Below are 17,827 nucleotides of genomic sequence, written 5' to 3'. Positions count from 1 at the left end.
GTCGTGGCCGTCGTCGCCAGCCCGCGGTCGGATGCGCCGTACCCCTGTGGTGGTACGAGGAAATGCCGTGTCGGGGCGATGACGCGCGACGTCCGCGTGCCTAGCGTCCTTGGCATGAAACGACTGTGTGCGACAGTGGTGGTCGCGGCGCTGGCGCTGACCGCGGCGGGCACGGCGAGCGCCGACCGGCGGACCGGCCCCCGACCCGACCCGACGACGTTGCAACGGCACGCGGACGCGTTGCTCGACCAGGGCGCGCCGGGCGTGCTGGTCGAGGTGGACACCCCGGGTGGAACCCTGCGGGTGCGCAGCGGACACGGCGACGTGGCGGCGCGGACGCCGGTGCCGTGGCGGGCGAAGTTCCGCATCGGCAGCTACACCAAGACGTTCGTGGCGGCGACCGTGCTGCAGCTGGTCGGCGAAGGTCGACTGTCCCTTGAGGACAGCGTGGAGCGGTGGCTGCCGGGCGTGGTCGCGGGGAACGGCAACGACGGCACGAAGATCACCGTGCGGCAGCTGTTGCAGCACACCAGCGGGCTGTACAACTACGTGGGCCGGATGCCGGAGCTGTTCCTCGAACGGGGTTTCCAGGAGAACCGGTCGCGCACGGTGCGGCCGGAGGAGGTCGTCGCGCTGGCGATGCGCGAGCCGCCGTCCTTCGCGCCCGGCACGGGCTGGAGCTACTCGAACACCGGGTACGCGCTGGCCGGGATGATCATCGAGCGGGTCACCGGGAACACCTGGCAGCACGAGGTGCGCGTCCGGATCGTGGAACCGCTCGGGTTGCGCGGCACGTACCTGCCGGGCACGTCGCCGTTCATCCCCCGGCCGCACGCGGTGGCCTACCAGCGGTTCCCCGAGAAGGGCCTGGAGGCCGACCCGGCGGACCCGCGGTGGGGCGCGCCGGTGGACGTGACCACGTACAACCCGTCGTGGGGCGGCGCGGCCGGCGACATGATCAGCACGACCGAGGACGGGAACCGGTTCCTCCAGGCGCTGCTGGGCGGCGAGGTCCTGCGGCCCGCCGAGCTCGCCGAGATGACGAGGACCGTGCGCGCGGCCGAGTTCGACGGCGCGTGGCCCGGCGCCCGGTACGGGCTCGGGTTGATGTGGACGCCGAACTCGTGCGGCGGCCACTGGTCGCACGGCGGCGACATCCACGGCTTCATGACGCGCAACGGCGTCACGCCCGACGGCACGCGCAGCGTCGTGGTGTCCGTCAACACCGACTCGATGGTGCCGAAGACGGGAACCCCCGCACCGACCAAGGACGTCACGGTCGACCTGGTCGACCACGCGCTCTGCGGTCCGGGCGCCACCCCGTGAAAACGGAACACAACAGTCCAGCAAAGGGATGGTCGGGCGATGACGAGCAACCGGCGCGAGGGGGAGACCGAGTTCGTCAGGAAGTTGTTCTCCGCCAACCACATGCCACCGGACCTGGCCGGCGCCACCGTGGACGAGCGGGTCGCGGCGCTGCTGTCGCGGTACGACTCGACCCCCGGGCAGCGGACCGCGCTCGGCCTGAGCCTCGTGCGGTGCATGGAGGAAGCGCCCGACCGCCCCGACAGCGTCCCGGTGCTGCGCCGGGTGCTCGCGGACTTCGAGGACGCGCTCGGCCGCACGCACCCGCTCCACCTCGAGGCCGCCGGCGCGCTGGCGACCGCGCTCTCCGCCCACGGCGTCACCGAGGAGGCCGAGCGGACCTACCGGACCGCGCTGTGGACGGCGGTCGGCACCACCGGTGAGCACTCGGACCTCAGCACGCGCCTGCGGCACGGGCTGTTCCTGTTCCTGGCCCGCCACGACCGGCTGGACGAGGCGCTGGAACTGCACCGGAAGGTGAAGGTGACGGACGACGTGGCGCTGGTCCACCGGGGCCGGCTCGCCCGGCTGCTCGCCACCGCCGGCCGTCCGCTGGACGCCGTCGCCGAGTACCAGGCCGCGCTCCGGGAAGCCGAGGCCGCGCTCGGCCGCGACCACGTGCGGACGATCAACCTCCGGACGTTGCTGGCGGTGCTCGCCATCGACCACGGCCACCCGGTGGCGGAGGAGGCGCAGCGCGGTGTGGTCGCCGACCTCGAACGGGTGCAGGGCCCGGACAGCCCCGGCGCGCTCGTGGCCCGCGGCGCCCTCGCCCGCCTCGTCGGCCGCCTGGGCCGGCCGGACGAGGCGGCCGCGATGTTCCGGGACCTGGTCCACGACCACCGCCGGGTGCTGGGGCCCCAGCACCCGGGCACGCTCGTCACCGCGGCGGAGTTCGGCCGGCTGCTGCTCGACCTGGCCCGCGACCGGGAGGCCGTCGCGCTGTTCCGCAAGCTGCTGCCGGTCGCCGAGCGGGTGCTCGGCGACCACCCGGTGACCCGTGCCGCGCGGGCGGTCGTGCGGGACCGCTGACGCCGCCGCGGGGCAAGCCCGGCCGCCAGCGCGGCGGCGCGACCCGTTCGGCGCGGCCCGTTCCGCGCGACCGTTCCGCGCCACCCGTTCAGCGCGACCGTTCCGCGCCACCCGTTCGGCGAGGTCCGTGTCAGGAAGTCGGGATGACGGAGTAGACCATCCGCTTGCCGGGGTGCTCCCCCACCGTCCAGAACGTGCCGCGCGTGGGGCTGGTGGCGGTGCCGTTCGGCCAGTGCGACAGGTCCTCCGGCCCGATGCTGAGCGACTGGCTGCCGGTCAACTGGAGCGTGCCGGTCGTCGACGCGGGCCGCGCGGTGGAGTAGAGCGTGCCGGCGTTGGTGAGGCCGTTGCTCTGGCTCAGGTACCACCTGCCGTCGAACCGGACGGCGCCCTGGACGTTGCTGACCGGCAGCCGGTGCGCGGCGTCGGCGTTCCACCGGTGGGCCGGGTCCAGGACGAGCTCCCCGCCGCTGAACGCGCCCGCCATCGGCCACGCGGCCACGCGGCCGTTCGTGGCCTCGCCCCCGGCGCAGTACTCGCCCGCGAGCAGGTGGTCCGTGCCGCTGCGGTCGAGGCCGGCGTACGAGAAGTTCGGCGACTGGTCCGACTCGGCGCACTTCGCGCCCGTGTCGGAGGTCCGCGTCCACGACCCGATCTGCGGCATGACGTACCGGTAGCCGTAGCCGTAGTAGGTGCCCTGGTGGTAGCCGACCAGGTGCGCCCCGCTCGTGGTCCCGTTCCCGGAGGCGCCGAGGTCGAAGATCCGGCGCACGTCGAACACCCGGAAGCCGCGTGCGGTGTCGGCGACGAACAGGTGGTTGCCGTACCAGACGATCCCGCCGGCGTGCAGCGCCCTGCCGTAGTCACCGCTGGACGGGTCCTGCGACACCCGGATCGAGTCGTAGTCGATGATCCCCGAGGCCTCGCGCGGGTACACCAGCAGGACGTGCCGGTAGGCGCCGGTGTCGCGGTTCATGAAGCTGACCCGGACGCCCTTGACCATGCCGTCGGCGTTGTTGTCGTGGTCGTACCAGCTCACCAGGACGGGCTGGTGGCCGTCGCCCCACTGCTGGTCGGACTGCATGTCGGCGACCGTGGTGACGCCTTGCGGGTACCACTCGGAGGTGGCGTTGTCGCCGTCGTTGAAGCAGACGCTCTGCGCGATCGTCACCGTGCTGCCGCCCGCCACCGCCGCCGGCTCGCACGCCTCGCCGAGGCCGGCCGGGTCGTCGTCGTCACGGCGGTTCAGGTCGTTCATGACGTCGGTGACGGTGGCCTTCACCAGGGGCAGGGCGTCGGCGCGGTCGCGCAGCGCGGTGCCGTAGGCGTTGGGGCGCAGCTGGAAGTGGGACAGGGACAGCACGTCCGCGACGGCCGGCGCCGGCAGGGCGACCAGCGCCGGGAGGACGAGGGACAGGACGGCCAACGGGACGGACACCACGCGGTGCCGGGTCATGCGTTCTCCTCATCGCCGGTTCCGGCCGGCGCGAACGCGGTGGTCCGGGTTTGCCGCGGGGCGCGGGCCGCCGGCCGTCAGGTCCAACTCATCACAACGTGCCACGGACCGCCCACCGTCCGCAACGACCGGTGCGGCCGGCGTGCGACTTGCCCGGTCCGGCGTTCGACAGGCCATGATGTACGGGTGGAGTCCACCCGTGTGGACCGCTGGTTGTGGGCGGTCCGGCTGACGAAGACCCGATCCGACGCGGCCGCGGCCTGTCGGGGTGGACACGTGCGCGTCAACGACCGTCCCGCCAAGCCCGCCACGACGGTGTCGCCCGGTGACGAGGTGCGTGCCCGGGTGGGTGACACGACCCGGATCGTGGAGGTCGTGCGGGTGATCCAGAAACGCGTCGGCGCGGCGGACGCGGCGACGTGCCTGATCGACCGCACCCCGCCGCCACCTCCGCCCACCGACGTCGCCGCCCCCGTGGCCCGCCGCGAGCGCGGGGCGGGCCGGCCGACCAAGCGCGAGCGCCGGGTGCTCGACAAGTTCCGCACCGGCCTGCTCTGACGCGCTACGACCGGGGTTCGCCGAGCTTCACGGCCACCACACCGGCCAGGATCAGCGCGCCGCCGACCAGCTGGATGCCGCCGGGCGCCTCGCCGAGCAGCAGCCACGCGAACACCAGCGCCGACAGCACCTCCGTCAGCGCCACGAACGACGCCAGCCGCGAGCCGAGCCGACGCGTCGCGGCGATGCCGGCCACGTAGGCGAGCGCGGCCGTCACCACGCCGAGCACCGCCACCGGCAGCCACCACGGCACGGCGAACCCGTCGAACGCCACCGGAGCGCCCGACACGGCCAGCGGCACGATCCCGACGGCACCGGCGACCAGCAGCGCGACCCCGCCGACCAGCAGCCCGCCGGCGGCCAGCACGGTGCCGGGCAAGCCGTCCTCGTCGCGCGCGGACAGCACGAAGTAGACCGCCGCGCCGACCATCGCGCCCAACGCCCACAGGATGCCGACCGCGCTGGCCCGCGCGCCGGACACGAGGTCGAGCACCAGCATCAGCCCGACCAGCCCGAGCACCGCGCCGACGACGGTCAGCCGACCGGGGCGTTGGCCGCGCCGCAGCCAGAGCCACCCGACCACGGCCACCGGCGCGGTGTACTCGACCAGCAGCGCGACGCCGACCTCCATGTGCGCCACGGCGTTGAAGAACGCGAGCTGGCACCCGGCGACGGCGACGAGCCCGTAGGCGGTGATCAGCGGCGCGGTGCGGCGCAGCAACCCCCACCGGCCGCGCAGCCGCACGACGGCGATCGGCGTGAGCACGGCGGCGGCCAGCAGCACGCGCACGGCGACCGCCGCCGCCGAGGACCAGCCGGCGTCCATCAACCCGCGCGCCAGCGGCCCGGACAGCCCGAACGACGACGCCGACAGCACCGCGAAGCCCAACCCGGCCCGCAGCCGGCCACCCGTCACCCTGTCATGCGTCATCGTCGTCATGGCGCATGACGCTATGGACCGCGGAGGTAACCTGTCAACGTGCTTTTCACCCATGACACCACCGCGTCCCTGATGGCCGCGGTCGCGCTGGTGAACTCGGCCGAGGAACCGGACACGATGACGGAGCCGGCGCACCTCGACGCGTTCTTCGCCGAGCACCGCTACACCGGCTCGCGGACCCACGACGCCGCCGAGCTGGCGGCCGTCCGCGCCCTGCGCGCCCCGCTGCGACGGCTCCTGACCAGCGACCGCGACATCGCCGTGGAGATCGTCAACGCGATGCTGGCCGAGCACCGCGCGGTGCCGCGGCTGGTGCGCCACGACGGGTTCGACTACCACCTGCACGCCACCAGCCCGGAGACGCCGCTCGCCGTCCGGATCGCCGTCGAGACGGCCATGGCGATGGTCGACGTGATCCGCGCGGACGAGCTGGGCCGGCTGTCGACGTGCGCCGACGAGACGTGCGGCGGGATCGTCCTCGACCTGTCCCGCAACCGCTCCCGCCGGTACTGCAGCACCACGTGCGGCAACCGGATCGCCGTCGCCGCCTACCGCGCGCGCAAGGCCTGAACGCCCGCTCACCACCAGGGCCGCCCCGCACCTGCGCGACACCGGGCGAGGGTGAGGATTTCCCCTGCCCTGCAACGACTTCTCCGACTCGACGACCAGTGGCGCCGCCGGATCACCGGCGGCGCCACTGCCGTGTGCGCGCACGGTGACCCAGATCACCCGATTGGTGGCCCGGGCTCGTAGCGAAAATGATTACCATTACCTCGATCCGTCGGTCCCCCACTTCCCCCTCCCGGAGGAGCACGCGTGGCGCACTTGTTGATGATCGAGAGCTGGGTGGGCGCGATGAGCTCGCTGCTGCCGCGGGCGATCCACGAGTCGGGCCACCGGTTCACGTTCCTCACCCGCGACCTGCACCACTACCTCCGGTCCGCGCCGACGCACCCGCACCCGCTGCTGGCCGCGGAGAACGTGCTCACGACCGAGACGAACGACGTGCCCGCGCTGCTGTCCTATGTGGAGCGGGTGCACGACGTGCTGCGCTTCGACGGCGTGATCTCCTCGTGCGACTACTACCTGGCGACGGTGGCCGAGGTGGCCGGGCGGCTGGGCCTCCCCGGCCCGTCGGCGCGGGCCGTGGAACGCGCCTACCGCAAGGACCTCACCCGCGCCACGACGGCGGCGGCGGGCGTGCCCGGCCCGCGGTTCGCGCTGACCGAGGACTGGCCCGCGACCGCCAAGGCCGCCGCCGACCTGGGCTACCCGCTGGTGGTCAAGCCGGTCGACCTGTGCGCCGGGATGCACGTGCGCGAGGTGCGCGACGAGACCGCGCTCCGCGAGGCGTTCCGGGCGCTGGAGGCGTTCCCGGTCAACGCGCGCGGCCAGGCGCGGGTGCCGACCGTGCTGCTCGAAGAGCTCCTCGTCGGCCCCGAGGTCAGCGTGGAGACGGTGACGGTGGCCGGCACGACCCACGTGGTCGGCGTGACGGACAAGAGCCTGGCCGGGCGGCCGTGGTTCGTGGAGAGCGGCCACATGTTCCCGGCCGCGCTGTCCGACGCCGACCGGGCCGCGGCGGTCGACACGGCCGTGGCCGCGATCGAGGCGCTCGGGCTGGACGACACCGTGGCGCACACCGAGGTCAAGCTCACCGCCGACGGCCCCCGGCTGATCGAGGTGAACCCCCGCCCGGCCGGCAACCAGATCACCGAGCTGGTCCGCCGCGTCACGGGCATCGACCTGCCCTCGGTGTTCACCCAGCTCGCCGCCGGCCAACGCCCCGACCTGCGGGCGCGGGAGACCGGCGTGCGCAGCGCGGCCATCTCGTTCCTGCTGCCCCCGCGCGCCGGCGTCGTGGCCGGGATCGACGGCGTCGAGGAGCTGTCCGCGAACCCGGAGGTGGTCGACTGGGCGCTGAAGCCCGCCGGGCACCGGGCCGGCGAGCCGACCAGCAACAACAGCTACCTCGGGCACGTCATGGTGACGTCGCCGGACGCGGCCGCGCGCGACCGGGCCGAGCGCGTCGTCGGCGGGCTGTCCGTGCGGTACGCGGAGGGCGCCGAGTGACGGCCCCGACGGACCGGCTGACCGGCGTCGCCGAGCTGGTCGCGCGGGCGCTGGCCGGCGACCTCGGGCCCGACCCGGCGGACCTCCGGACCAGCGTCGCGTTCACCACCCGGCAGGGCGCCCGGCACGTCTCGCGCGCCACGGCGTACCGCAACACCGTGGTGAGCGTGCGCGTAGGCGACGCGGTGGGCTCGTGCGCGGCCGAGCCCGACGACGTGGACGACTCGACCGTGACCGACTGCGCCGGCGCGACCGTCGCGGACCTGCTCGCCCACCCCGACCCGGTGATCCGCACGGCGGCGCTGGACGCGTACCTGATGAGCGCCCACCCGCACGAGACGTCCGGCGCGCGGCCGGTCGTGATCGGGCCCGGCGACTCGCTCGCCAAGTCGATGGCGCGCGCGTCCGCCGTGGTCGACCTGCTGGACGCCGTGCCGGGGCAGCGGGTGCTGGTCGTCGGCGTCGTGAACTCGTTGCTGCACCACCTGCGCGAACGCGGGCTGGAGTACGTGCCGTGCGACCTGAAGGGCGGTCGCACGGAGTGGGAGGAGCCGATCGTGACCGACGCCGAGTCCGCCGTGGGCGACTGCGACGTCGTGCTGGCGTCGGGGATGACGGTGGGGAACGGCAGCTTCGAACCGCTGCTGCGCACGGCCGTCGAGGCCGACCGGCCGCTGGTGGTGTTCGCCCAGACCGCGAGCGCGATCGTGCCGCGGTTCCTCGGCTCCGGCGTCACGGCGGTGTCGGCGGAGCCGTACCCGTTCTTCTGGCTGCACGGCGGTCCGAGCACGCTGCACCACTACCGCGCCGGCACGCCGCGACCGGAACGGGCGCGGTGATCGTGCTGCCCACCACCGGCGTCCGCCGCAACCACCACTTGCTCGACTTGCTCGGCAACACCCCGATCGCGCGCATCGACACGCCGCTCCCCCACCGCCACGGCGGTTTCTGGGCGAAGCTGGAGTGCCTGAGCGCGGGCGGCATGAAGGCGCGGTCGGCCGTGGCGATGCTGCGGGCCGCCCGCGAACGCGGCGAGCTGCGCCCCGGCGCGGTCGTCGTGGAGTCGACCAGCGGCACGCTCGGGCTCGGGTTGGCGTTCGCCGGCCAGGCGTTGGGCCACCCCGTCGTGCTCGTGGTCGACCACGAGCTGGAGCCGTCGATGCGGGCGTTGCTGCGCGCGCACGGGGCACGGCTGGAGGTCGTGGACCGGCCGCACCCGACCGGCGGCTGGCAGCAGGCCCGGCTCGACCGGCTCGGTGAGGTGCTGCGGGGGCTGCCCGGCGCGTACTGGCCGGACCAGTACAACAACCCGGACAACCCCTCCGGGTACGCGGGCCTGGCGCGGGAGCTGGCCGCGCAGCTCGACCGCGCCGACGTGCTGGTGTGCAGCGTGGGCACCGGCGGGCACAGCGCCGGCGTCGTCACCGCCCTGCGGCGGCACTGGCCCGACGTGCGGCTGGTCGGCGTGGACACGGTCGGCTCCACGATCTTCGGCCAGCCCGCCCGGCAACGCGTGATGCGCGGCCTGGGCAGCAGCATCCACCCGCGCAACGTCGCCTACGAGGAGTTCGACGAGGTCCACTGGCTGGGTCCGGTGGAGGTGGTCGACGCGTGCCGCAGGCTCGCCCGCGACTGCTTCGTCACGGGTGGCTGGAGCACGGGCGCGGTCGCCCTCGTGTCGGCGTGGGCGGCGCGCGTCGAGCCCGGCGCGACCGTGGTGACGATCTTCCCGGACGGCCCGCACCGCTACCTCGGCACGATCTTCGACGACGACTTCTGCCGGGCGCGCGGCCTGCTCGGCACGCCGGAGGACCGTCCGGTGGAGATCGGCGACACCGCCGAGATCGAGGTCACGAGCTGGGCGCGGTGCCGTTCGGTGTACGCGCCGAAGGCCGTCGGGGTGCCGGCGTGAAGCTCGACTGGGCGGTGTACGGGCTGGAACTGCGGTCGCCGCTGCGGATCTCGCGGTCGGTGATGGCGCGGCGCGACGCCGTGCGCGTGGTGGTCGAGCGGGACGGGCTGCGCGGGCACGGCGAGGTGGTGACCAGCCAGTTCTACGGGCTGGACGTCGAGCGGATCACCGGGCTGCTGCGGGACCTGGCGCCCGTGGCGGCCGACTGCGCCGACCCCGCGGAGCTGTTCGAACGCCTGCCGGAGCTGCCGCCGGGCGTGCGCGCCGCCGTGGACGCGGCGCTGCACGACCTGATCGCGCTGCGGCAGGGGGTGCCCGTGCACGCCTTGGTCGACGTTCCACAGTGGACGGACGTGCCGACGGCCTGCACGATCGGCATCGGCGACCCGGCCACCGCCGCCGCCCGAGCCGCCGAGCTGGCCGGGCGCGGGTTCACCGTGCTGAAGGTCAAGGTCGGCGCGGAGGACGACGTCGCCACCGTGAACGCCATCCGCGCCGCCGCGCCCGACGCGCGCCTCATCCTCGACCCCAACGGCGGGTGGACCGCCGAGCAGGCCGTGCGGTTCGTGGACGGGCTCACCGGGGTCGACGCGCTGGAGCAACCCATCCCGCCCGGCCGCTGGGACGACCTCGCGTGGCTGCGCGAGCGCTGCCCCGTGCCGCTGATCGCGGACGAGGACGCCGCCACCGTGGCCGACGTGCGGGCGTTGGCCGGCGTGGTGGACGGGGTGAACGTCAAGCTCGCCAAGTGCGGCGGGATCGGCCCGGCGAGGGAGATCATCGCCGTGGCGCGGGACCACGGGCTGGACGTGATGCTCGGGTGCCTGGTGGCGAGTTCGCTCGGCATCGCGCCGGCCGTGCACCTGACCGGGCACGCCCGGTGGGTCGACCTCGACGGCCACCTCCTGCTCGCCGACGACCCGTGGACGGGCATCGGGGGCGAGGACGGCACGTTGCGCCTGTCCGGGGTGCCCGGTCTGGGCGTGGTGCCCGCCGGCGCGGCGGCAAGCGGCCCGGCAACAAGCGGCCCGGCAACAAGCGGCCCGGCAACAAGCGGCCCGGCAACAGGCAGCCCGGCAACAGGCAGCCCGGCGCCAGGCAGCGCGGCGGCAGGCGGCGGCTTGGTGCGGGAACGATGAGGCGTTTTCCGCTGCCCGTCCGGGTCCTGCTGGTCAACCAGTTCGGCGTCAACACCGGCTTCTACCTGTTGATCCCCTACCTCGCCACGCACCTGGGCGACCTGGGCCTGTCCGTCGCCACGATCGGCGTGGTGCTCGGCGTGCGGACGTTGAGCCAGCAGGGGCTGTTCCCCCTCGGCGGGTCGGCGTCCGACCGGCTCGGACCGCGCCGGGTCATCCTCGCGGGCTGCGCGCTGCGCGCCATCGGGTTCGGGCTGTTCGCGGCCGGCGAGTCGGTGGCGGTGCTCCTGGCCGCCGCCGCCCTCAGCGGGCTCGCGGGCGCGTTGTTCAACCCCGCCGTGCGCGCCTACATCGCCGAGGAGTCGACCGACCGGGCGGGCGCGTTCGCGATGTTCAACATCTACGGCCAGGCGGGCGCGCTGACCGGTCCCGTCCTCGGCGGACTGCTGATGCTGTGGGACTTCCGGCTCGCCGCCCTCGTGGCGGCCGGGATCTTCGCCGTGCTGACCGTCGCCCAGGCGGCCGTGCTGCCCGCCCGCCCGGCGCCGCCGCGTCAGGGCACCGTGCTGGACGACTGGCGCGAGTGCGTGGCCGACCGCCGGTTCCTCGCGTTCACCTGCGCGCTCACCGGCATGTTCGTCCTCCAGAGCCAGCTCTACCTGGTGCTCCCGCTGGAGGCGCGGCGGCTCACCGGCTCCGCCCTCGGCGTCGCGGCCGTGTTCCTGGTGTCCACCGTGGCCACCCTGGTGTTCCAGATGCGCGTCACCAGGGCGTTGAAGCGGGTGGCGCGGGGACGGGCCATCGCGCTCGGGCTCGCCGTGATGGGCCTCGGGTTCGCCGCGACGGCGGTGAGCCACGTCGGTCCGCTCGGCGGCATCACCCCCGTGCTGGTCGCGGCGCTGGTGCTGTCCGTCGGCGTGATGATCGCCCACCCGTTCGTGTACGAGCTGATCCCGGAGTTCGGCCGCACCGGCCTGGCCGGCACCTACTTCGGCGTGTTCTACCTGGTCTCGGGGGTCGCGGCGGCCGTGGGCAACACGGTGATCGGGTGGGTGTTCGGCCGGTCGGGCTGGGCCGCGTCCCTGCTGTGCGTGGCGATCGGGCTGCTGTGCGCCGCCGCCGTGGCCCGCCTGCACCGGCGTGGCGTGCTCCCCGCGAACCGACCGGAGGTGCCCCGATGACCGCGTTCCGCAACACGGCGGGCGAGAACCTGCTCACCGACAACCCGGCGCTCTACGAGCACCAGTTCCCCGACCCGGACCACGTCGCCGCGCGGTTCGTGCACGACGTCGCGACGCGGTTCGCGAGCGAGCCGGGGCGCCGCCTGCTGGACGTCGGCTGCGGCACCGGGCGGGACGCGGGCCACCTCGCCACCCTCGGCTACCGCGCGGTGGGGTTGGACGCCTCGCCGCGGATGGTCGAGCACGCCCGCGAGCACCACCCGGCCGTCGAGTTCGTGCTCGGCGACATGCGGGACTTCGACCTGGGCCGCCGCTTCGACGTGATCACGTGCCTCGACAGCGCGCTGCTGTACTGCCACACGAACGACGACCTCGACGCCTTCCTGCGCCGCTGCCACGACCACCTCGAACCCGGCGGGCTGCTCGTCGCGGAGATGCGCAACGGCGCGTTCTTCCTCGGCAGCACCGAGCTCCTCGACGGCGTGCGCAGCCGCACCGTCGAGTGGGAGGGCGTGTCGTACACGTCGCACACGCGGCTGTGGATCGACCACGCGGCCCAACTGCTGCGCCGGCGGCGCGAGTGGTCGTGGCCCGGCGCGCGGCCGCTCGTGCAGCGCTCGGCGTGGCGGCTGCTGTTCCCGCTGGAACTCCGGCACTTCCTCGACCGTGCCGGCTTCGACGTGCTCGCCCTCTTCGACACGCCGGGGCCGCGCACCGACGAACGGTGGACCCCCGACGCGCCGCTCGGCGACGCCCTGTCCGGCGACCGGCTGCACCTCGTCGCGCGCCGACGCGACACCCAGTGAAAGGAACGCCCATGCACTCCCTCAACCGCCGCGGTTTCCTCGGCCTCACCGCCGGTCTCTCCGTCGCCGCCCTGACGGGCTGCGGCACGGCGGGCGGCGGCCCGGCGTCCACCGCGAGCGCGCCACGCGCCGGCGGCCGGCTGCGCGCGGCGTTCGCGGGCGGCGGGGCCAAGGAGGTGCTGGACCCGCACCTGGCGAACCTGTTCGTGGAGGCGGCCCGGTCCAAGGCGCTGTACGACAAGCTCGCCGACCTCGGCCCGGACGTCTCCGCCCAGCCGAGACTCGCCGAGAAGTGGGAGCCGGACGCCACGCTGACCCGGTGGCGGATCACGCTCCGGCAGGCCGCGTTCCACGACGGGAAGCCCGTGCGCGCGGACGACGTGCTGGCCAGCTACGCCCGCATCCTCGACCCCGGCCGCGCGTTCCGCGCCAAGTCCAGCCTCGCCCTGATCGACCTCGCGAACAGCCGCGCGGTGGACGACCGGACGGTGGAGTTCGCGGTGAAGCGGCCGTTCGTGGAGTTCCCGAACGTGCTGGCCGCGTTCGGCGCGTACATCGTGCCCGCGGGGGCGGAGGACTTCACCGCGCCGGTCGGCTCCGGGCCGTTCCGGTTCGTGTCGTTCGAGCCGGGGCGGTCGGTGGTGCTCAAGCGCAACGCCGACTACTGGGACGGCGCGCCGCACCTCGACGAGCTCGAGTTCGTCATCGCGAACGAGGAGTCGGCGCGCGCGAACGCGCTGCTCGGCGGCCAGGTCGAGTACGCGCACGACCTGACCCCGACCACGGCGCGCAGCCACGCCGCCAGTGACCGGATGGCGATCCACCGGGCGCCCAACAGCGCCGTGCAGGCGTTCGCGATGAAGCTGGACCGGCCGCCGTTCGACAACCGGGACCTGCGCGAGGCGATGTTCCTGCTGGCCGACCGGCCGCAGCTGGTGGAGTCGGTGCTGGCGGGCAGCGGGCAGGTCGGCAACGACCTGTTCGGCAAGGGGTACCAGCACTACGCCGACGACATCCCGCAGCGCACCCGCGACCTGGACAGGGCGAAGTTCCTGATCCGCCGGGCCGGCGCGGAGGGGCTGACGGTCAAGCTGGACACGTCGACCGCCGCGGCCGGCATGGTCGAGGCCGCCACGGTGTTCGCCGACCAGGCCAGGGGTTCGGGCCTGACGATCGAGGTCGTCACCGGCAACAAGGACAGCTACTGGTCGGACACGCTCAAGAACGGGTCCATGTCGAGCTTCCGGTCCGGCGCGATGCCGATCGAGACGCACTTCGCCCAGCGGTTGCTGACGGGGTCGGGCACCAACGTCACCAAGTGGGCGCGGCCGGAATTCGACGCGCTGTACGACAAGGCCCTGTCCACAGTGGACGAGGCGGAGCGCGGCGCGGTGTACCGGGAGATGCAGCGCTCCCTGCACGCCGAGGGCGGCTACCTCATGTGGGGCTTCGCGGACTGGATCGTCGGCGCCGCCCCGAACGTCGGCGGCATCTCGACCGCGCCCGCGAACACGCTGGACTGGGCGCGGTTCGACAAGGTGTGGTTGGGGTGAGCCTGCGCCGGTACGCGGCCCGGCGGCTGGCCATCGGCGCGGTCCAGGTGCTCGCCGTCGTCACCGCCGTGTTCCTCCTGGTGCAGGCGTTGCCGGGGGACGCGGCGGTGGCGTTGGCGGGCGACAACCCCGACCCGCGGCGGATCGAGGAGATCCGGACCGCGATGGGGCTGGACCGCCCGCCGCTCGACCGGTTCGGCTCGTGGCTGTGGGGGCTCGCGCACGGCGACCTCGGCTCGTCCCTGGTGTCCGGGCGGCCGGTCACCGCGTTCCTGGGCGACGGGCTCGGTCCGACGCTCGTGCTGGCGGTGCTCGCGCTGGTGCTGCTGATCCCGTTCTCGGTGCTGCTCGGCGTGCTGGCCGCGCTGCGCGAGGGCGGGCCGCTGGACCGCTGCGTCACGACCGTGACGGTGGGCCTGCACTCGATCCCGGAGTTCGCGCTGGCCGTCGTGCTCATCGCGGTGTTCGGGGTGCAGCTGCGGTGGCTGCCGCCGACCGCCGTCGGTGCGGACCTCCTGTCCCGCCCGGAAGTGCTGGTGCTGCCGCTGGTGGTGCTCGTCGCGCGCCCGCTGTGCTCGATCAGCCGGCTCGTGCGGGCGGGGATGATCGAGGCGCTGGCGTCGGACCACGTCCGGCACGCCCGGCGGCTCGGCATCGCCGAGCAGCGGATCAGGTTCGCGCACGCCCTGCCGACCGCCCTCGCGCCGGCCGTGCAGCAGGTGGCGCGGACCACGGACTGGTTGCTGGGCGGCGTGATCGTGGTGGAGGCGGTGTTCGTCATCCCCGGCCTCGGCACCACGCTGGTGGACGCGGTCGCGGCGCGCGACCTGCCGGTCGTGCAGGGGCTGGCGGTGGTCTTCGCGGTGACCACCGTGGTCGTGAACCTCGTCGCCGACCTGCTCGTGTTCCGCCTCGCGCCGCGATCGGTGGCGATCGCGTGAACCCGTTGAAGAGCGTCGGCGCGTTCCTCGTCGTGGTGCCGCTGGCCTTGGCGCTGGCCGGGCCGCTGTTCGTGCCGGACGACCCGACCCGCGGCGCGCCGTTCATGGCCAACGCCCTGCTGGGCACCGACTTCGTCGGCCGGGACGTGTGGCACCAGGTGCTCGCCGGCGGTCGGACCGTGGTGCTGGTCGCGTTGCTGGCCACGGCGTTCTCGTACGTCGCCGGCGTGCCGTGGGGCGTGGTGGCGGCGATGGCGCGGCCCCGGATCGTGGACGAGGTGCTGATGCGGCCGCTCGACCTGCTGCTGGCCGTGCCGTCGCTGCTCGTGCTGATCCTGGCGGCGGCGATCGCGGGACCGGGGCTGCCGGTGCTCGTGGGCGTGGTGGCGCTGGTCAACTTCCCGGACGTGGCGCGGATCTCGCGGGCCGCCGCCGTGGAGATCGCCGGCAGGCCGGCGTTGGAGGCGATGCGGTTGCAGGGCGAGACGTGGTGGCGGACGTCGATCGTCTACACGGGACGGTCGATGGCGCGGACCCTCGCCGCCGACCTGGGCGTGCGGTTGACGGGCGCGCTCTACCTGGTGGCGTCGGCGAGCTTCCTGGGCGTCGGGGTGGCGCCGGACGCCGCCGACTGGGCCGTGATGGTCGACCGCAACCGGGTCGGCCTGTTCCTCCAGCCGTGGGCCGTGGTCGTGCCCGCGGTGCTGATCGTGTGCCTGTCGGTCGGCCTGAACCTGGTGTTCGACCGCGCCTTGCGGGCGGAGGCACGCACGTGACGCCCGTGGTGCACGTCGAGGACCTGCGCGCGGTCGCGGGCCGGAAGACCTTGGTGGACGGCGTGAGCTTCGCGTTGTCCGCCGGGCGGGTGGTGGCCCTGGTCGGCGCGTCCGGCAGCGGCAAGACCACGACCGGGTTGGCGCTGCTCGGCGAGCACGCGCCGGGGGTGGCGGTGACCGGGACGGTCGCGGTGACCGGGCGCGTCGCGTTCGTCCCGCAGCAGCCGTCCGCCGCGCTGAACCCGGTGCGCCGGCTGCGCGGGGTGTTCCGCGAGATCGCCGCGCTGCACCCCGGCGACCCGGACGAGCTGATCGCCACCGCGTTGCGCCGCGCCCGCGTGCCGGTCGAGCTCCTGCGCCGCTACCCGCACGAGCTGTCCGGCGGGCAGCAGCAACGCGTGGTGCTGGCCCAGGCGCTCGTCGGCGACCCGGCGGTGCTCGTCGCGGACGAGCCCACGACCGGCCAGGACCCGATCACCCGGGCCGAGGTGGTGGACGAGCTCGCGTCCGTCGTGGCGCAGGGCGTCGCGCTGGTGCTCCTCACGCACGACCTCGACGTGGTGCGGGCGATCGCGGACGAGGTGGTCGTGCTGCGCGGGGGTCGCGTGGTCGAGGCCGGCGCGACCGCCGACGTGCTCGACCGGCCGCGCGAGGCGTACACCGCCGCGCTGGTCGCCGCGCAGCCCCGCGTCGCCGTGCCCGACGAACGCCCACCGGGCGTGCCGCGGCTGGAAACCCGGGCGGTGACGGCGCGGCACCGTGCGGCCACCGTCCTGCGCGACGTCGACGTGCGCGTGGGCGCGGGCGAGTGCCTGGCCGTGGTGGGCCGGTCCGGCAGCGGCAAGACGACGTTGGCCCGCTGCCTCGCCGGGCTGCACGCCGGGTTCACCGGCGACGTCCTGCTCGACGGCCGACCGCTCCCCCGGTCGCTGCGCCGCCGGTCCCGCGCCGAGCTGGCCGCCGTGCAGTACGTGTTCCAGGACGCCCGCGCGTCGTTCGACCCGAACCGCACCGTGCTCGACCAGGTCGCGCGGACCGCCGTGCGGCTGGGCGGCGTGGCCGACGGCCGCGACGCCGCGCTGGCGGAACTGGCCGCCGTCGGCCTGGACGAGGCGACCGCCACCCGGCGGCCCGCGGGCCTGTCCGGCGGCGAACTGCAACGGGCCGCGCTCGTGCGCGCGCTGCTCGCCCGGCCGGACGTGCTCGTGTGCGACGAGATCACGTCCGGGCTGGACACGCTCACCCAGGCGAGCCTGCTCGACCAGCTGGCGGCGCTGACCTGCGCCGTCGTGCTGATCAGCCACGACCTCGCCGTCGTGGCCCGGCTCGCCGACCACGTCGCCGTGCTGCACCGGGGCCGGGTAGTCGAGCACGGCCCGGCGCGCGACGTCCTCGACTCCCCCACCCACCCGGTGACCACCGGCCTGCTGGGGCGCTCGCCCCGGGGCCACTCCATGGAAGGAACAGAGGAGAAGCGGACATGACCGAGTACCACCGCGAAGTCGGGCCCTACGAGGTGCGGCGGGCGATCGACGCCGACCTGCCCGGCGCGCGCAGCGTCATGCTGGACACCTTCTACCAGGAGTTCGGTTACGGCTACCGGCCCGAGTGGCACGGCGACGTGATCGACCTCGACGGCGCGTACGTGCGTCCCGCGCGGCACGCGTTGTTCGTCGCGGTCAAGGGCGACGAGGTGGTGGCGACGACCGGCGTGCGGGCGAACGGCCCGGCCAGCCCGCCGCACCCGGCCTGGCTCGCCGCCCGCTACCCGCACGGCACCACGGCCCAGCTGTTCCGGGTCTACGTGCGCCCCGACCACCGCCGTTCCGGCCTGGCCCGAGCGCTGGTGGAGATGGCCACCTCGTTCGTCGCGGCGGCGCCGGGGTACGAGCGGCTGTACCTGCACACCGACACCAGGATCGCCGGGGCCGAGCCGTTCTGGCGGTCCGTGGCCACGGAGGTGCACGACGCTCGTGACGGCGACCCGATCACGTTCCAGACCGTCCACTTCGAGATCCCGCTGCCGCGCTGAGCGCGTGGGCCGTCCTCGGTTGTCGCCGGGGTTTGGGGGCCGGGCGGGCAGACGGAGGAGGTC

At 74.4% G+C, this 17,827-nt stretch carries 17 protein-coding genes; 15 read left to right on the top strand and 2 right to left on the bottom strand.

Features of this window, described 5'->3' with window-relative positions; translation table 11 throughout:
* Nucleotides 1-114 precede the first annotated feature (114 nt).
* Both ACRAKH_RS10545 and ACRAKH_RS10540 read left to right on the top strand, forming a co-directional pair.
* The gene (locus tag ACRAKH_RS10545; protein WP_380722052.1) at nucleotides 115-1,326 is read left to right on the top strand and encodes a serine hydrolase domain-containing protein; all 1,212 of its coding nucleotides are present in this window, start codon (nucleotides 115-117) and stop codon (nucleotides 1,324-1,326) included.
* 39 nt (nucleotides 1,327-1,365) lie between these two features.
* Nucleotides 1,366-2,397: a tetratricopeptide repeat protein gene (locus ACRAKH_RS10540; protein WP_447009778.1), complete on the top strand. Its 1,032-nt coding sequence runs from the start codon at nucleotides 1,366-1,368 to the stop codon at nucleotides 2,395-2,397.
* 130 nt (nucleotides 2,398-2,527) lie between these two features.
* Here the strand turns inward: ACRAKH_RS10540 and ACRAKH_RS10535 are convergent, their stop codons facing one another.
* Nucleotides 2,528-3,853, bottom strand: a complete 1,326-nt coding sequence (locus ACRAKH_RS10535; protein WP_380727353.1) for a hypothetical protein — start codon at nucleotides 3,851-3,853, stop codon at nucleotides 2,528-2,530.
* 186 nt (nucleotides 3,854-4,039) lie between these two features.
* On the opposite strand from ACRAKH_RS10535, the gene ACRAKH_RS10530 reads away from it, so the two are divergent.
* Entirely contained in the window at nucleotides 4,040-4,411 is a 372-nt protein-coding gene (locus ACRAKH_RS10530; protein WP_380727355.1) for an RNA-binding S4 domain-containing protein, read from the top strand.
* A gap of 4 nt (nucleotides 4,412-4,415) precedes the next feature.
* Here the strand turns inward: ACRAKH_RS10530 and ACRAKH_RS10525 are convergent, their stop codons facing one another.
* On the bottom strand, nucleotides 4,416-5,342 hold the full coding sequence (locus ACRAKH_RS10525; RefSeq protein ID WP_380727358.1) for an EamA family transporter: 927 nt from the start codon (nucleotides 5,340-5,342) through the stop codon (nucleotides 4,416-4,418).
* Nucleotides 5,343-5,390: 48 nt separating this feature from the next.
* Between ACRAKH_RS10525 and ACRAKH_RS10520 the strand changes: the two genes are divergently transcribed.
* The 12 genes from ACRAKH_RS10520 to ACRAKH_RS10465 all read left to right on the top strand — a co-directional run bounded on the left by ACRAKH_RS10520 (nucleotide 5,391) and on the right by ACRAKH_RS10465 (nucleotide 17,764).
* Nucleotides 5,391-5,921: a CGNR zinc finger domain-containing protein gene (locus ACRAKH_RS10520; protein ID WP_380727360.1), complete on the top strand. Its 531-nt coding sequence runs from the start codon at nucleotides 5,391-5,393 to the stop codon at nucleotides 5,919-5,921.
* Between the two features lie 246 nt (nucleotides 5,922-6,167).
* Entirely contained in the window at nucleotides 6,168-7,424 is a 1,257-nt protein-coding gene (locus ACRAKH_RS10515; protein ID WP_380727362.1) for an ATP-grasp domain-containing protein, read from the top strand.
* A complete protein-coding gene (locus ACRAKH_RS10510; RefSeq protein WP_447009777.1) occupies nucleotides 7,421-8,263 on the top strand; it encodes a Rossmann-like domain-containing protein in 843 nt (280 codons plus the stop codon). The genes ACRAKH_RS10515 and ACRAKH_RS10510 overlap by 4 nt, the downstream gene beginning before the upstream one ends.
* On the top strand, nucleotides 8,260-9,336 hold the full coding sequence (locus tag ACRAKH_RS10505) for a PLP-dependent cysteine synthase family protein (protein ID WP_380727366.1): 1,077 nt from the start codon (nucleotides 8,260-8,262) through the stop codon (nucleotides 9,334-9,336). The genes ACRAKH_RS10510 and ACRAKH_RS10505 overlap by 4 nt, the downstream gene beginning before the upstream one ends.
* Nucleotides 9,333-10,475, top strand: a complete 1,143-nt coding sequence (locus ACRAKH_RS10500; protein WP_380727368.1) for a dipeptide epimerase — start codon at nucleotides 9,333-9,335, stop codon at nucleotides 10,473-10,475. Before ACRAKH_RS10505 ends, ACRAKH_RS10500 begins: the two co-directional genes overlap by 4 nt.
* Nucleotides 10,472-11,656 (top strand): MFS transporter, encoded by a 1,185-nt coding sequence (locus ACRAKH_RS10495; RefSeq protein WP_380727370.1) that lies wholly within the window; start codon nucleotides 10,472-10,474, stop codon nucleotides 11,654-11,656. The genes ACRAKH_RS10500 and ACRAKH_RS10495 overlap by 4 nt, the downstream gene beginning before the upstream one ends.
* Nucleotides 11,653-12,462, top strand: a complete 810-nt coding sequence (locus ACRAKH_RS10490; RefSeq protein ID WP_380727372.1) for a class I SAM-dependent methyltransferase — start codon at nucleotides 11,653-11,655, stop codon at nucleotides 12,460-12,462. The genes ACRAKH_RS10495 and ACRAKH_RS10490 overlap by 4 nt, the downstream gene beginning before the upstream one ends.
* An 11-nt stretch (nucleotides 12,463-12,473) precedes the next feature.
* Entirely contained in the window at nucleotides 12,474-14,015 is a 1,542-nt protein-coding gene (locus ACRAKH_RS10485) for an ABC transporter substrate-binding protein (protein ID WP_447009776.1), read from the top strand.
* Nucleotides 14,012-14,956, top strand: coding sequence for an ABC transporter permease (locus ACRAKH_RS10480; protein WP_380727376.1), 945 nt, complete (start codon nucleotides 14,012-14,014; stop codon nucleotides 14,954-14,956). Before ACRAKH_RS10485 ends, ACRAKH_RS10480 begins: the two co-directional genes overlap by 4 nt.
* Entirely contained in the window at nucleotides 14,953-15,732 is a 780-nt protein-coding gene (locus ACRAKH_RS10475) for an ABC transporter permease (RefSeq protein ID WP_380727378.1), read from the top strand. The genes ACRAKH_RS10480 and ACRAKH_RS10475 overlap by 4 nt, the downstream gene beginning before the upstream one ends.
* The gene (locus ACRAKH_RS10470; protein ID WP_447009775.1) at nucleotides 15,729-17,216 is read left to right on the top strand and encodes an ABC transporter ATP-binding protein; all 1,488 of its coding nucleotides are present in this window, start codon (nucleotides 15,729-15,731) and stop codon (nucleotides 17,214-17,216) included. The genes ACRAKH_RS10475 and ACRAKH_RS10470 overlap by 4 nt, the downstream gene beginning before the upstream one ends.
* Nucleotides 17,213-17,764 carry a GNAT family N-acetyltransferase gene (locus ACRAKH_RS10465; RefSeq protein ID WP_380729978.1) on the top strand — a complete coding sequence of 184 codons (552 nt, stop codon included), beginning with the start codon at nucleotides 17,213-17,215 and terminating at the stop codon, nucleotides 17,762-17,764. Before ACRAKH_RS10470 ends, ACRAKH_RS10465 begins: the two co-directional genes overlap by 4 nt.
* Nucleotides 17,765-17,827 lie beyond the last annotated feature (63 nt).

Source organism: Saccharothrix hoggarensis, from assembly GCF_052936025.1.
Note: the sequence above shows the minus strand (reverse complement) of the source record. Positions and strands in the feature narration are given on the sequence as shown.